This window comes from Verrucomicrobiia bacterium, from assembly GCA_035495615.1.
Lineage (GTDB): Bacteria > Omnitrophota > Omnitrophia > Omnitrophales > Aquincolibacteriaceae > DATJFP01.
Genome location: DATJFP010000065.1, coordinates 23,043 through 37,339, shown reverse-complemented (window position 1 = coordinate 37,339; position 14,297 = coordinate 23,043). Strand labels below are relative to the sequence as shown.

Below are 14,297 nucleotides of genomic sequence, written 5' to 3'. Positions count from 1 at the left end.
TCAAGTCATGAAACGGGTTTGTCTCATCATGCTTTTATACGTTCTTTGGAGTGCTTCCTCTTTGCCGGCCCAAACCGAAGAGACCGCGGCCCCGCTTTCGCTCGACAGTCTCCTGATCCCCAAATCCCTGGGAAAAATCGAAGAACGATTTCAAGGAACCGGATCGCGGTGGGTCATCGAGATCCAGGACGTGCACGCGCACCTTCCCGCCCAGGAAAACATCGCCGCGATCCTGGATCACCTGAACGCGGTTTACGGCTTGAACACCGCGGCGCTGGAAGGCGGCTGGTCGGAAACAAGTTTTCCGGAAAGCTGGGGGCTGCCCAATTCCCGGGAAAAACAAACGCTTGCCCGCGCGCTTCTCGAGGACGGCGACATCACGGGCCCGGCCTTTGCCGCGCTCTTCTCCCAATCCCCCTTCAAGCTTGTGGGTATCGAGCAGGAAGACCTTTATCAGAAAAACCGCGCCGCCTATCTCGAGCACCACCAGGCCAGCGAAGCCATGCAGAAAAAAATCGGGGCCGCGCAAAAAAAGCTCACCCAGGCCAAGGCCGCCTTGTTTAATCCGGAGCTGAAAAGTTTCGACGACGCATTGACCGCGTTCCGCGAAGGGAAGAAAGCGGAGGTTTTTCTGCCGATGGTCGTTGCCGAAGCGCGTAAGCGCAGTCTTTCTTTCGATGACCTGACTCAGGTGAAACTCTTCGAGAAGGCGCTGGAAATGGAAAAAGCCCTGGACAAGGAAAAGCTGAAGTCCGAGGCCGAACGGCTCATGAACTCCTATAAAAGGAAGCGTCTCAGCTTTGAAGAGCTCCTGAAAAGCGGCATCATTCCCGAGGAACAGCTTCAGCATTACCCGGCCAGCCGGAGCTACCTGGAACTCCTGAACCTGCAGCTCGGCATTTCACACAAAGATTTTTTTGCCCAGCTGGACGACGCGATCGCGCGGGTCCAGAATGTCTTGTTCGCCAAGGACGAAGAACGGAGCCTGGCGGAGAAATGGGAACGGTTCCTTGTCGCCAAAAACATCCTCGATCTCAAAGCCACACCCGATGTCCTGGGCTATTATGAGCAAGACAAGAATACAATCGATGCGGAAACGGCCGAGGCCGGCCTCTCCGGGGAATTGAAAACTGCGCTCGAATATTATTCGCTCGCCAAGGCCCGCGACGAACGCTTTTTCTCGGCCGTGACAACGGACGCGCGGCTTTCAGGCAACATCGTGATGGTGGCCGGCGGTTTTCATACCGAAGGAATTACCGCGCGCCTGCGCAAAGCCGGCGTCTCGTACGTCGTCATCACACCGGAGCTCGGCGGCCAGGCGCCGGATGAAGCGCTTTACGACAAGCGCATGTCCGAGACGGTCAAGAGCCAGACGCTTTCCGAAGTCCAGAACCGTTTTTTCCCGCCGTCTTTTGACAAAGGTTTCACGGCCGGCGTCGCTTACCTCAAAACCGACCGCAATGTTTTGAAAGCCGTCGACATGACAATGAACTACGGCGGCGGGGCCGAGGCCGCACCCGCCGCACAGGTGAAACAAGTGGCTTGGGCGGATTACGAAAAGATGACGCCCGAAGAAAAGAAAACGGCCTTGAAAGGTTGGCTGCAAAAGACGCGGGAAAGTGCCGCGCGCACCCTGCTTGTCATTACGGCCGCGGACCTGGATGCTCTGCTGAAAGAGCCCCCGGGCGAAACACTCTGGGAACTGGCGGTCCGCTCCGAGCGTTCGTCCTCGGTTGTGCTCGTCTACGGTTCTCTGGCGGACATTCCGACGGACGCCATCGGTGGGAAATTCCGGGTCCATCGCATCGAAGGGAAAAGCGTGGTGGAGGTTTCCTCAGGGGCGGAATTCAAAGAAAAGTTCCGGGAGCTGCTCAATCAAAATCTGGTGGCGGCCATTGTGCCCGAAGGCACGGAAGGGATCGACGACAGAATCCTTGCGCTGCCGAACTCGTCGCCGGTTTCTTTCCTGTACCGCGCCTTTCTGTCCAACCCCTCGCTGCGCGAACTCGTGCGCCATCCGGAATTTTTCCAGTCGGTACGGAGCATCCTCGGCGAGGCTGAAAACCTCGAGTCTTTCCTCGCGGCAGCTTAGGCTCCGCCCTCAGCGCGCCGCTTCCAATTAGAAACCGTCAACTCCAGATTTTTTTCCATGACGTCGTGGACATATTCCGGCGCGAAAAAAGAGCCCGCGATCCCCAGGTCCCAGCGCATCAGGATGTCGACGGCCGCGCCTTCGGCTGTTTCCTGGAATCCCAATTCACGGTGAAGCTTGCCGCCAAGCGGCAGCGAGGTTTCCACTACGGCTTTTTTTAGCGGCTCCCAGGATTCGATGCGGTGATCCATCTGCACCGGCGTCACCCCGAACACCGCGTCCTCTTGCCAGGAAAATCCAGGGCCCTGGAGAACAGCGCTCGTGATCCGGCTTTGGGAAACGCCGGCAACCCATTCCGGATACTTCTCGACGTTCGTCCAGACATCCCACGCTTTCGAGACGGACGCCTTAAAAAAATATTGCTTCCGGATTTCACCCATGGTCAGAGCTCCAGCTCGAGGCTGACGGGACAATGATCGCTGCCCACAACGTCCGGCATGATGCCGGCTTTTTTGACTTTGGGCATCAGCCCTTCGGTCACGAAATGATAATCAATGCGCCAGCCTACGTTGCGCTCGCGGGCAAAAGACTTCTGATCCCACCACGTATATTGCCCGGCGTCTTTATTGAACTCGCGGAAAACGTCGATGTGGCCGGCGTCAACCCAAACGTCCATCCACTGCCTCTCCACGGGAAGGAAGCCGGAGGTCTTCTCGTTTTCTTTGGGCCGGGCAAGATCGATTTCCTTGTGCGCGGTGTTGTAATCTCCCGAGACGATGACTTCTTTTCCCTTCTTGCGCAGATTCTTCACGAAACGCAGCGTCTCTTCGTAAAAATCGAGCTTGAACTTCAGCCGGTCTTCGCCGCGCTGGCCGTTGGGAAAATAAATATTGAGAAGCGTGAAATGCTCGAACTCGGTCAGAAGAACGCGGCCTTCACAGTCAAAATGGGAAACGCAGTAGCCCTTGTCGGCGCGCAGCGGCTTCTCTTTGGAAAAGGTCGCGACGCCGCTGTAGCCTTTCTTTTCGGCGGAATTCCAAACGGTGTGATAACCCGGCGGGGTGGCGAGAAGAATATCCAGCTGGTCCAGCTGCGCCTTGGTTTCCTGGACGCACAAGACGTCGGGTGATTCTTTGGAAAGCCACTCCAAAAAACCTTTGCGCTGTGCCGCGCGGATTCCATTGACGTTCCAGGATAGGATTTTCATTCGAGAGGAACCGTGATGAGGTTGGTTACCGCGACAAAATTTCGAGCGTTCTTTCCGGCTGGTCGGTTTTGAGAACAAGGCATCCGCATTCCTGCCTCGGGATCGCGGTGCAGTAGGCATAAGCAATGTTGATGTCCGCTTCGGCCAGGGCCTGGCAAATGCGCGTCAGTTCGCCGGGCGCATTATCAAGTTCGAGGACGACAACTTCCTGCTCGAGGACGTAAAGCTCTTCCTGTTCGAAAAGCAGAAGCGCCTTGGTGGGATGATCCACGAGAAAGCGGACCACCGCGTTGTCCACGGTGTCATGCACGGCCATTGCAAGAATGTTGACTCCGGTTTCAGAGAGGATGGAGCAGGTGCGGGCGAGGACACCGGGCCGGTTGGGAAGGAAAACCGATAACTGTTTTTGAATCGCCCCCATGATCGCTCCTTTGACTCAAGGGCAGCAGAGAATCTTAGACTGAAATCCTGCTGATGATTCCCTGCGCAAGCCCCACGGCTGTTTTTGGAACGGCGATGCCGATTCCCATGAGCGGGTTGCCGTGAATATCTTTTTTGCCCTGCTCATAGATAATGCATTCGATCTCTTCTTCCTGGATCCGGGCTTGATAACGCCGCGCTTCATCGAGAGTCGCGGTTTCATAGACTTGAACCCAGACTTCCCGCGGATTTGCGCGGGACTTGAACATGCTCTTCTGCTTGCCCGGCAAAACTCCGCCGACAGAGGGAGCGCCTTCGGTTTGTCTCCGGCTCCATACAGAAAGCAAATACAAGACGCTGCCCAGCAAGATCAGATAGATAAAAAGGCGAATCATATTGAATGTGTATCCTAATCGGGAACAAAAAAAGAATCAATGGATTCGTGCGGCCGAACAAGGCCGAAAATAAAAAGACCGGAGAAATGAATCTCCGGTCTTTTTGGGATTAGCTGCGGGCTTTCGATGAAGTCCGCAATAATTAATCCCGGCGACTAGCTACTCTCCCAACGAACTGCTCCGTTAGTACCATCGCCGGTAGAGGGCTTAACTTCCGTATTCGGAATGGGAACGGGTGTGGCCCCTCTCCAATGGTCACCGAGAAGTGATTGGCTCCAGTTTTAACTGGAGCGCGAATATTCCAACGTAATGAGTCTCGACAGAGACATCGATACTTCACCAATAAATTTTTGGGATTTATCGGGAAATGTTAAGCCGAACGACCGATTAGTACAGGTAAGCTGAACACCTTACGGTGCTTACACATCCTGCCTATCAACCTCGTCGTCTTCGAGGGGTCTTCAAAACCGAAAACCGGTTGGGAAACCTTATCTTGGAGTCGGCTTGGCGCTTAGATGCTTTCAGCGCTTATCCATTCCGAGCTTCGCTACCCTGCGCTGCTCCTGGCGGAACAACAGGTACACAAGCGGCTCGTCACCTCCGGCCCTCTCGTACTAGGAGGTGCTCTCCTCAAGTTTCCTACGCCCACAGCAGATAGGGACCGAACTGTCTCACGACGTTCTGAACCCAGCTCACGTACCGCTTTAACCGGCGAACAGCCGGACCCTTGGGACCTTCTCCAGCCCCAGGATGCGATGAGCCGACATCGCACGTTCTCCACGCATTTCGCGTGGCGTAGACTATATCTTCATCCTCTCCGTGGCAGAGAGGAGTCGGCGTGTTATGGAGACCTAAGATATTTCAGTCCCCATCTAGAGAACACGTATTCTGTGTCCGCTAAGTCGTTACGGGGTCATAAGAGAGAAGATCTGTTTCCACACGCACATTACCCACACGCGTGGTTCCTCTTAGACTTCCCACGGTATTACCCGTTCTTCAAGTTTCGGATTTCCCGAAATAGAAGAGTGTGGGCTCCACCGTTATAAGCCGATGCTAGACGCAACATTACTGTTGTTCCACCCCATATGTTGAGGTGCCAAACCGGGCCGTCGATATGAACTCTTGGGCCCGATAAGCCTGTTATCCCCGGCGTACCTTTTGTCCGATGAGCGATGGCCATTCCACCTTGAACCACCGGATCACTAAAGCCGTGTTTCCACCTTGCTCGTCTTGTGTGACTCGCAATCAAGCCTGCATTTTGCTTTTGCGCTTACCGTGCGATTGCCAACCGCACTAAGCAGACCTTTGCACGCCTCCGTTACTGTTTGGGAGGCGACCGCCCCAGTCAAACTGCCAAGCTGGCACTGTTTTCCGCCCCGATTCAGGGGACGAAGTTAGAATTCTAGTTCAATGAGACCGGTATTTCACTGATGACTCAGCCCTGACTAGCGCCAAGGCTTCAAAGTCTCCCGGCTATGCTACACACACAAAACCAAAATTCAATACCAACCTACAGTAAAGGTGCACGGGGTCTTTCCGTCTAACTGCGGGATCGCGGCATCTTCACCGCTACTACAATTTCACCGAGAGACTCGCTGAGACAGCGGCCAGCTCGTTACACGATTCGTGCAGGTCGGAACTTACCCGACAAGGAATTTCGCTACCTTAGGACCGTTATAGTTACGGCCGCCGTTTACCGGGGCTTAACTTCAATGCTTCGCTTGCGCTGACATCTCCGCTTGACCTTCCGGCACCGGGCACGTGTCACTCCCTATACATCGTCTTGTCGACTTAGCAGAGAGCTGTGTTTTTGTTAAACAGTCGGCTGGCCCATTTCACTGCGACCTTTTCGGACTCGCTTGACGGTCATCCTACTCAGGCACCCCTTCTTCCGAAGTTACGGGGCCAATTTGCCTAGTTCCTTAGCGAGGATTCTCTCGAGCGCCTTAGTATTCTCTACTCGCCCACGTGTGTCCGATTAGGGTACGGACATTAGCTCAACTTACCTGAAAAGCTTTTCTCGCAAGTGTGGCGTTGATGAGTTCGCTCTTCCCGAAGGTCGAGCTCCCTAACACTCCTCACCCAGCCTTGCGGCTGGGCTACAAGCTTGGACGCGCACTTCCAATCGCGCGATCATCTAGCCTCCTCGGCACTCTCAGGTTATAACGCGGAGCTAATGGTGCAGGAATATTCAACCTGCTTTCCATCATCTACGCCTGTCCGGCCTTGACTTAGGACCGACTAACCCCGGGCGGATTAACCTTCCCCGGGAACCCTTGGGCTTACGGCGAACGGGTTTTCCACCCGTTTTATCGCTACTCATTCCGGCATAATCTCTTCCTCAGCGCTCCACGGATCCTTACGGTTCCGCTTCGATGCCCTGGGAATGCTCCTCTACCGCTCCAACTGCCCCGCAGGGAGTTGAAGCTCGCAGCTTCGGTATATGGCTTGAGCCCCGATCATTTTCGGCGCGAGAACACTTGACCAGTGAGCTGTTACGCACTCTTTAAATGGTGGCTGCCTCTAAGCCAACATCCTGGTTGTCTATGTATCCTCACATCCTTTACCACTTAGCCATAATTTAGGGACCTTAGCTGGCGATCTGGGTTCTTTCCCTCTCGAGCGTGAAGCTTATCCCTCACGTTCTGATTCCTGTGATTACGCTATCAGCATTCGGAGTTTCCTTGGGGTCGGCAGGCGGGTAAGCCCCCTAGCCCATTGAGTACTCTACCTCTGATAACTACTGCACAAGACCATGCCTAAACATGTTTCGAGGAGAACCAGCTATTTCCAAGTTTGATTGGCCTTTCACCCCTTACCACAGCTCATCCGATCGATTTTCAACTCAAATCAGTTCGGACCTCCACGCGGTTTTACCCGCGCTTCATCCTGGCCATGGTAAGCTCACTTGGCTTCGGGTCTATTGAATGAGACTAAACGCCCTGTTCAGACTCGCTTTCGCTTCGGCTTCACACCCTCAAGTGCTTAACCTTGCCGCATTCAATAACTCGCCGGATCATTATGCAAAAGGCACGCGGTCAGACATTACGGCAAGCCGTCATAGTCCTCCCACCGCCTGTAAGCCTGTTGGTTTCAGGTTCTATTTCACTCCCCTAACAGGGGTTCTTTTCAATTTTCCCTCACGGTACTTGTTCACTATCGGTCGCTTATTAGTATTTAGCCTTAGGAAGTGGTTCTCCCAGATTCCCACGAGCTTCCTCTTAACTCGTAGTACTTGGGGTACTCAAACAGAAAGCGTTTAACCTTTTCGCATACGGGGTTATCACCCTCTTGGACCAGTCGTTCCAGACTGTTCTGCTAAAGTTAAACAGGATTTCTTTCCGTCCTGATTCAGGTCAGGACCATTGAGCCCCACGACACCCAACAGACAACGCCCTGAAGCTTGACATCTGTTCGGTTTAGGCTGTTCCGCTTTCGCTCGCCGCTACTGACGGAATCGATACTTTCTTTCTACTCCTGGGGTTACTTAGATGTTTCAGTTCTCCCCGTATGGCCACATTCCCCTATGCATTCAGAGAATGTTCCTACCATGGTTGGTAGGGGGTTTTCCCATTCGGAAATCCTCGGATCAAAGTTTGCTTGCAACTCCCCGAAGCTTATCGCAGCTTGCCACGTCCTTCATCGCCTATAAGCGCCATATCATCCACCAACGGCTCTTAGTAGCTTAACAATTTCTCGATGAAAATCCCGCAAATTTACTCGATGAAATATCGATGAATCTGCCGAGACTTCATTACGTTGTCAAAGAACGACGCATTTTGAAGAACAAAATGCACCAGTCTCTCTTTAAAGGAGAGACGAAAATTTTTTAAATCACGAATGTTTTGATTACTGGACCTGAGCGGGATTGAACCGCTGACCCCCTGCTTGCAAAGCAGGTGCTCTCCCAGCTGAGCTACAGGCCCGAAGGAACCTTCCCTGAAGGGACAGGCTCGGAAAAACTCAAAGCCAATTTATTTCTTGGACTCTGGTTTTAGCTGGCGTCTGGTGGGCCCAAGTGGATTCGAACCACTGACCCCAGCGTTATCAGCACTGTGCTCTAACCATCTGAGCTATGGGCCCAAATGAAAATTCCTGCGGCTTATGCTCAAATCATTATCGTACTCGTAACTCACGCCCTTGCAGAGCAAGGGCATGGTTAGGAGTATTTGATATTAGCAAAAGACATTGATGTGCGGACGGCGATCCAATTCTAGGGATTACATCTTTTAAGCACTCTTCCCTCTTCTTTCGATTCGGGAATGTGCTCCTTAGAAAGGAGGTGATCCAACCTCACCTTCCGGTAAGGTTACCTTGTTACGACTTAGTCCCCCTCACGAATCATACCTTCGCAGCTGCCCTCCTTGCGGTTAGGCAATCTACTTCGGGTGCAACCCACTCGGGTGACTTGACGGGCGGTGTGTACAAGACCCGGGAACGTATTCACCCCGCCGTGGCTGATGCGGGGTTACTAACGATTCCAGCTTCATGGAGGCGAGTTGCAGCCTCCAATCCGGACTGGGATCGGCTTTTGGGGATTAGCTCTACCTTGCGGCTTTGCAACCCATTGTACCGACCATTGTAGCACGTGTGTAGCCCCAGGCGTAAGGGCCGTACTGACTTGACGTCATCCCCACCTTCCTCCGCTTTATCAGCGGCGGTCTCCTAAGAGTGCACCATTCCCGAAGGAATGGCTAGCAACATAGGACAGGGGTTGCGCTCGTTGCGGGACTTAACCCAACATCTCACGACACGAGCTGACGACAGCCATGCAACACCTGTGCACCAGTCCCCGAAAGGAGGGCCCTACTTTCATAGGGCTTTCCAGTGCATGTCAAGCCTGGGTAAGGTTCCACGCGTATCGTCGTATTAAACCACATGCTCCACCGTTTGTGCGGGTCCCCGTCAATTCCTTTGAGTTTCTGCCTTGCGACAGTACTTCCCAGGCGGATCACTTAATGCGTTAGCGGCGGCACCGAATGGTTTACCCACCCGACACCTAGTGATCATCGTTTACAGCTAGGACTACCGGGGTATCTAATCCCGTTTGCTCCCCTAGCTTTCGTCCCTCAGCGTCAGAAATGAGCCAGTAGAGCGCCTTCGCGACTGGTGTTCTTCCCGATCTCTGCAGATTTCACCCTTACACCGGGAATTCCCTCTACCCCTCTCATCCTCTAGCTCGGGAGTTTTGAAGGCAGTTCCATGGTTAAGCCATGGGATTTCACCTCCAACTTTCCGAGCCGCCTACGGACCCTTTACGCCCAATGAATCCGAACAACGCTTGCCACCTCTGTATTACCGCGGCTGCTGGCACAGAGTTAGCCGTGGCTTCCTCTGCTGGTACCGTCAAAGTTTCCTGATGTTATCAGGAAACCTTTCTTCCCAGCTGACAGTAGTTTACAACCCGAAGGCCTTCATCCTACACGCGGCGTCGCATCGTCAGGGTTTCCCCCATTGCGAATGATTCTCGACTGCAGCCACCCGTAGGTGTCTGGGCAGTGTCTCAGTCCCAGTGTGGCTGACCATCCTCTCAGACCAGCTACCCGTCTTAGCCTTGGTGAGCCGTTACCTCACCAACTAGCTGATAGGCCGCGGGCCCATCCAAGGGTGCCAGGCCTCTTGCGAGGTCCCTAGCTTTCCTTCCATCCCAATTAAGAAATGGAAACGTATCCGGTATTAGCTCGCCTTTCGGCAAGTTATCCCGAGCCCAAGGGCAGGTTACCCACGTGTTACTCACCCTTTCGCCACTATAGTCCGAAAAAGCTAGACTACCGTTCGACTTGCATGCCTAATCCACGCCGCCAGCGTTCGTTCTGAGCCAGGATCAAACTCTCCATAATAGAAAGTTTAGATCCTCTCGAACTGAATCGTCGGCTCCGCACATCAATGAGAAAGAGCTATTGGAGCGCCTTGGTGAGCCAAGGGCTTCTCCAAAAAACTTGATATTCAAAGATAAATTTAAGAAAGACTTGCTTACGAAGAATGTATTTCGCAGCGTTCCCTGTTGCAGGGGTTTGTAATTCTACTGAGGCAGCCCTACACTGTCAAGCGAGAAAACACAAAAAAGTTTATCGTCCCTGAATCCCTTGATCTTGAGGCGTTTTTGGGGCTTTTTTCTCGATCCGGCCGGCAATCAAAAGCGTGATTTCGAACAGCAAAACCAGAGGAATCGCCAGCAAAAGCTGGCTGACCGGATCCGGAGAAGGCGTCAATATAGCCGCCACAACGAAGATTCCGACCACAATAAGCTTCCTCATGCTAGCCAGTGTCTCGGTTTTCATAACCCCAAGTTTTATAAGGCCTAAGAGCACAACTGGGAAGTCAAAAAGCGCTCCGAAAGCGAGGATCATCCCCAATAAAAATGAGAAATAGGGGGCAATGGCGATGAGCGGCCGCAGGCTTTCGGTCTGAAAGCTGAGAAGAAAACCCAGCCCAAAAGGAATGACCAAAAAATAGGCGAAACAAACGCCCGCAAGAAACAGCAAAACACAGACAAATGACAGAGGCAGGATCACTTTTTTTTCGCGGTCATACAAGCCCGGCGAAACAAATTTCCAGAATTCGAAAAAAATAACCGGCAGCGAAAGCAACAGGCCCGTCACCGCTGAGACTTTCACGTACGTCAAAAAGGCTTCGTAGGGCGTCTGAAAAACAAGCTGCGCATTCTGCTGCTTGTGCAGCGGCTCGATTAAAAAATTTACGATCTGGCGGGAAAAAAAATACGCCGCGACCGTGCACGCCACGAAAACAAAAAGCGAGACGAGAATTCTCTTCCGCAATTCTTCCAAATGGGAAAGGAAATCAGGGGTCGTGTCCATCATAGGCCGCTCAGGGCCGAAGAGCTTGGGGATTAGGCCTGCGCGAAAACTTCGCGCGCCACGATGCCAACCACACCAAGAGCCACGGCATTTTCGCCGAAAGCAGAAGGAATGATTTTAACGTGGCTGGAAGCTTCTTCGACAGACCATTCTTTTACGGCGTTTTTAACGGCATCCAGCAAAGGAGCACCGCAATCTTCGACGCCGCCCCCGATGACTACGATTTCGGGGTTGAGGAGATTCACAAGAAACGCGATTTTTTTTCCGAGAGCCTGGCCGGCTTCATCCACGACCTGAAGCGCGAGACTATCTTTTTCCTTCACGGCCCGCACGATTTCTTTGAAAGTAAGCTGGTTGATGTTTCCGTTCACGAAATCGCGGAGCATGGACTTCTCGCCCTTCTCCAGTCTGGCTTTGGCGTGCAGGACCATGCCGAGGTCCATTTCCCAGCGGCCTAGCTGCGGCGCGATTTCCTTGGCATAATCTTTTGCGGAACGGCTGCTGGAAATTCCCAGCTCGCCGGCAGCGCCCGTGGCCCCGCGGTAGATTTCACTGTTGATCAGAATGCCCGCGCCCACGCCTGAAAACATGTACAACATGTGGCGCACGTCGCGGTCGAGACCCAGCCACTTTTCGCCTAGCACCGCGGCATTCGCATCATTTTCCACAAACGTCGGAATCTCGAGGCGCTTTTCGAACGTATCCTTGATAGAAAGACAAACGTTGATGTCTTTTTCGCCGAGGCTTTGCGGCCAGCGGATGGTACGGCCGCGCTCATCGATGATGCCAGGAACGCCGACGCCGACGCCCACGATTTTGCTCTTGTCGATTTCGGCCTTCTCGATGATTTCCTGGGCCATGTCGACCATGTTCTCGATCACGGACTCAGAATTTTCGGGATTGCGCTCGCGCTTTACTTCGGCGATGACATTAATCTCGAGGTCGACGAGAACGCCAACCACGCTGAGCATGTTGAGGCCGACGCCGACGATGTAGCCGGCTTTCGGATTGAGCTCTACCAGAACGGGCTTGCGGCCGCCGGTGGATTCATCCAGCTCGCCTTCGACGACAAGGCCTTTTTTGATGTAATGATTGACGTAATTGGAGACGGTGACGATGTTGAGTTCGGTGATCTTGGAGATGTCCGTGCGGGAGATGGGGCCGTTTTTCCTGATGACCTCCAGGATGGCGAGGTTCTTTCTCTCTTTGTCTGTCAGGATGCGGTCTTTTAAGAGAATCTGTTTAATCACGAGGCCCTCTCCTTTCCCAACTTCCGTCCCTAAATCAAGAAAAAAACCGGGGAATTCGTCCTAATGGCTCGGTATTGTATAACTAAACAAATGATTTTCAAAGCACTAGTTACGTCTTGAAAAAACTTTCTTTCGACAGTAAATCCTCCGCCTTCTTTCCGACCGGATCCGCGTGAAAACGGTTCTGGATGGTCCCTTCCTTTAAATAATTGGCGATGGCGACAAGGATCATGCCCTGGTCCAGGGACAGGTACTGAGGGTTGACCCGGCCTTTTTTGAGGTCGATGGCATCGTAAAAGCCGTATTCCCCATAAATATCGAATTTCAGTAGATTACGGATATTTTTGAGGGCATCTTGCGGCAGGCTGTCCAAAGCCAGAAAACTCACGTGCGGCGTTACCACGCCGGCATCCGGATATCCTTTAGCTCCCAGGCCCGGCACCCCGTATTCCCGGTACGTCCATTGGCGACCGTTGGAGACTGCGCAGGGCGACATCCCCCAGACCGGATATCCTTTTTTAAGCGCATAATCCCGCTGCAGCTCTGTCGCGATCTTGTCGTTCAGGCCAAGGCCCTGGGGCGCAAGCTTCCTTTCTTTTAGAACAAGAGTCGGCATCAAAAACTCGAACAGGGACCCGCCCCAGCTCGGCACAAACTTTTTTCCGTCCTGCTGGTAATACCCCTGAAAATATTCCACCCCATCTTCGGTAATGAAATCGCCCGCGGGCTTTTGCTTTTGCCATCCCCAGACCTGCGGAAGCGTTCGGTAGATAAACCACCAATGCTCCCGCGGGAGATCGCCTTTTCCGATCGCGTAAAGGCTCGTCGCGCGCGCCTCCGTAACCAGCAGGCCGTAATGGTACTTACCGAAATCCTTCATGGGAACATCCAGCCCTACGACCAATTGGTTGTTTTCCGGATCCAGGAAATCTCCGAAGTGGAATCCGTCGAGAAACTTAGAAGCCTGCTCCTTATATTCGGGAAAGGCCTGACGCACCACGACGAGCGCGATAGCGAGCCAGCCGCTGTCCACGGTCGAAATGTAACTCCTTTGGATAGAAAGCTTTGCGATGTCATAAAAATTGTAGAAAAAGCCTTTGTACTTAGGCAGCCGGTCCAGCGTTTTCAGTACCTTTCCCACGGAATCCGCAGCCTGCTCGCGGGACAGGATTTCCAGATCCATGGCGGCAATCGTCGACAAAAGGTCCATGGCGATATTGGTGGGCGACGTGTAATCGGCAATGAGAGGCGCGTCTCCCAGACGGATGTGGTCGACGATCAAGTGCGTGTTTTTGTCCCTCGCATTTTCGAAAAATTTCCACGTGTCTTCCGCGATCATCTTCAAAAATTTGGCATCTTTTTTCTGTTTTGCGAGCTTGTGCCGTCGCTCCGAAGACATGCCGGAAGGAAAAGAAACGATGTTGTCCCGGTGGCTGAGAAATTCCGCATTGCCGGGGCCGAAGAAAGCGATTTCGTCGAGCCACAAGGCCCCGTGCATTTTTTTCGAGTCCGGAGCGGTCAGCGTAAATTTAAGGCGGGTCAACTGGTCAGGGTCCAATCCCGAAAAATCCCCGATCGGAAGCTCGACCTCGATCCAGGAACCGTCCGCGGCCGCGACACGCGGGGAAAGGTCGACCTCGGCCTGCTTCTGGTTCCAATCCATAAGAGTCACGGCGAGCTTGCCGGGAAAAGCGGCTTTGTCTTTCATCGCCAATTTGATTTTAAAGACCAGATGCGTGGCCTTGCTCACGTCCATGTGGTCCAGCGAAGTTTCGAAAGATGCTTTTTCGGAGGAGGCAAGGCTGAAATCGTTTTTGAGGGAATACCCGCGCTCAGGATTCCGCGCATCGGTTTTGTCGATCATGATTTCCAACGCGCCGAGCGGGCCTTTGACGCGCCACCCCGCGCCTTCGCGAATCAGAAATTTTCCGGTATTGAAATCATCGACGAGGATGAACTGAGAAGAGGTTTCGAGGGACTTTTCCGCAGGCACCAGCCCGTAAATAGCGGGGTCGGATGCGGCATGGGCGGGCGAAGCGGAAGCGATGAGAGTGACAAGGGCGGCCGAGATAAACCCGCGGCCTTTTTTTTGCATGCGCATGGTTGTCTCTTTCG

At 53.3% G+C, this 14,297-nt stretch carries 8 protein-coding genes, 2 tRNA genes and 3 rRNA genes; 1 reads left to right on the top strand and 12 read right to left on the bottom strand.

The annotated features are described in order from the left end of the window. Positions 1-61: 61 nt before the first annotated feature. A complete protein-coding gene (locus VL688_08020) occupies positions 62-2,092 on the top strand; it encodes a hypothetical protein (protein ID HTL47986.1) in 2,031 nt (676 codons plus the stop codon). Here the strand turns inward: VL688_08020 and VL688_08015 are convergent. The 12 genes from VL688_08015 to VL688_07960 all read right to left on the bottom strand — a co-directional run bounded on the left by VL688_08015 (position 2,089) and on the right by VL688_07960 (position 14,283). Further along, the gene (locus VL688_08015; protein HTL47985.1) at positions 2,089-2,532 is read right to left on the bottom strand and encodes an SRPBCC family protein; all 444 of its coding nucleotides are present in this window, start codon (positions 2,530-2,532) and stop codon (positions 2,089-2,091) included. The two genes, VL688_08020 and VL688_08015, sit on opposite strands and share 4 nt — an antisense overlap. A gap of 2 nt (positions 2,533-2,534) precedes the next feature. After that, on the bottom strand, positions 2,535-3,299 hold the full coding sequence (locus VL688_08010; GenBank protein HTL47984.1) for an exodeoxyribonuclease III: 765 nt from the start codon (positions 3,297-3,299) through the stop codon (positions 2,535-2,537). A 25-nt stretch (positions 3,300-3,324) separates the two neighbouring features. After that, positions 3,325-3,720, bottom strand: coding sequence for an ACT domain-containing protein (locus tag VL688_08005; GenBank protein HTL47983.1), 396 nt, complete (start codon positions 3,718-3,720; stop codon positions 3,325-3,327). 34 nt (positions 3,721-3,754) lie between these two features. Then, entirely contained in the window at positions 3,755-4,114 is a 360-nt protein-coding gene (locus VL688_08000) for a hypothetical protein (protein HTL47982.1), read from the bottom strand. Between the two features lie 146 nt (positions 4,115-4,260). Further along, positions 4,261-4,377 (bottom strand): 5S ribosomal RNA (gene rrf, locus VL688_07995). A 103-nt stretch (positions 4,378-4,480) separates the two neighbouring features. Next, a 23S ribosomal RNA gene (locus VL688_07990) occupies positions 4,481-7,805 on the bottom strand. Positions 7,806-7,967: 162 nt separating this feature from the next. Continuing rightward, a tRNA-Ala gene (locus VL688_07985) sits at positions 7,968-8,040 on the bottom strand. A gap of 80 nt (positions 8,041-8,120) precedes the next feature. Further along, positions 8,121-8,197: transfer RNA gene (locus tag VL688_07980), tRNA-Ile, on the bottom strand. Positions 8,198-8,389: 192 nt separating this feature from the next. Beyond that, positions 8,390-9,954: ribosomal RNA gene (locus VL688_07975) — 16S ribosomal RNA — on the bottom strand. Together the 16S, 23S and 5S rRNA genes with 2 tRNA genes alongside form the textbook arrangement of a ribosomal RNA operon. Positions 9,955-10,182: 228 nt before the next feature. After that, the gene (gene tatC / locus VL688_07970; protein HTL47981.1) at positions 10,183-10,932 is read right to left on the bottom strand and encodes a twin-arginine translocase subunit TatC; all 750 of its coding nucleotides are present in this window, start codon (positions 10,930-10,932) and stop codon (positions 10,183-10,185) included. A gap of 32 nt (positions 10,933-10,964) precedes the next feature. Beyond that, a complete protein-coding gene (locus VL688_07965) occupies positions 10,965-12,182 on the bottom strand; it encodes an ROK family transcriptional regulator (GenBank protein HTL47980.1) in 1,218 nt (405 codons plus the stop codon). Between the two features lie 109 nt (positions 12,183-12,291). Further along, a complete protein-coding gene (locus VL688_07960; GenBank protein ID HTL47979.1) occupies positions 12,292-14,283 on the bottom strand; it encodes a glucoamylase family protein in 1,992 nt (663 codons plus the stop codon). Positions 14,284-14,297: the final 14 nt, after the last annotated feature.

Excerpts from the sequence above, each read along its gene's own strand:
- VL688_08015 (HTL47985.1), bottom strand. The coding sequence starts at position 2,532 with ATGGGTGAAATCCGGAAGCAATATTTTTTTAAGGCGTCCGTCTCGAAA.
- VL688_08010 (HTL47984.1), bottom strand. The coding sequence starts at position 3,299 with ATGAAAATCCTATCCTGGAACGTCAATGGAATCCGCGCGGCACAGCGC.
- VL688_08005 (HTL47983.1), bottom strand. The coding sequence starts at position 3,720 with ATGGGGGCGATTCAAAAACAGTTATCGGTTTTCCTTCCCAACCGGCCC.
- VL688_08000 (HTL47982.1), bottom strand. The coding sequence starts at position 4,114 with ATGATTCGCCTTTTTATCTATCTGATCTTGCTGGGCAGCGTCTTGTAT.
- tatC (HTL47981.1), bottom strand. The coding sequence starts at position 10,932 with ATGGACACGACCCCTGATTTCCTTTCCCATTTGGAAGAATTGCGGAAG.
- VL688_07960 (HTL47979.1), bottom strand. The coding sequence starts at position 14,283 with ATGCGCATGCAAAAAAAAGGCCGCGGGTTTATCTCGGCCGCCCTTGTC.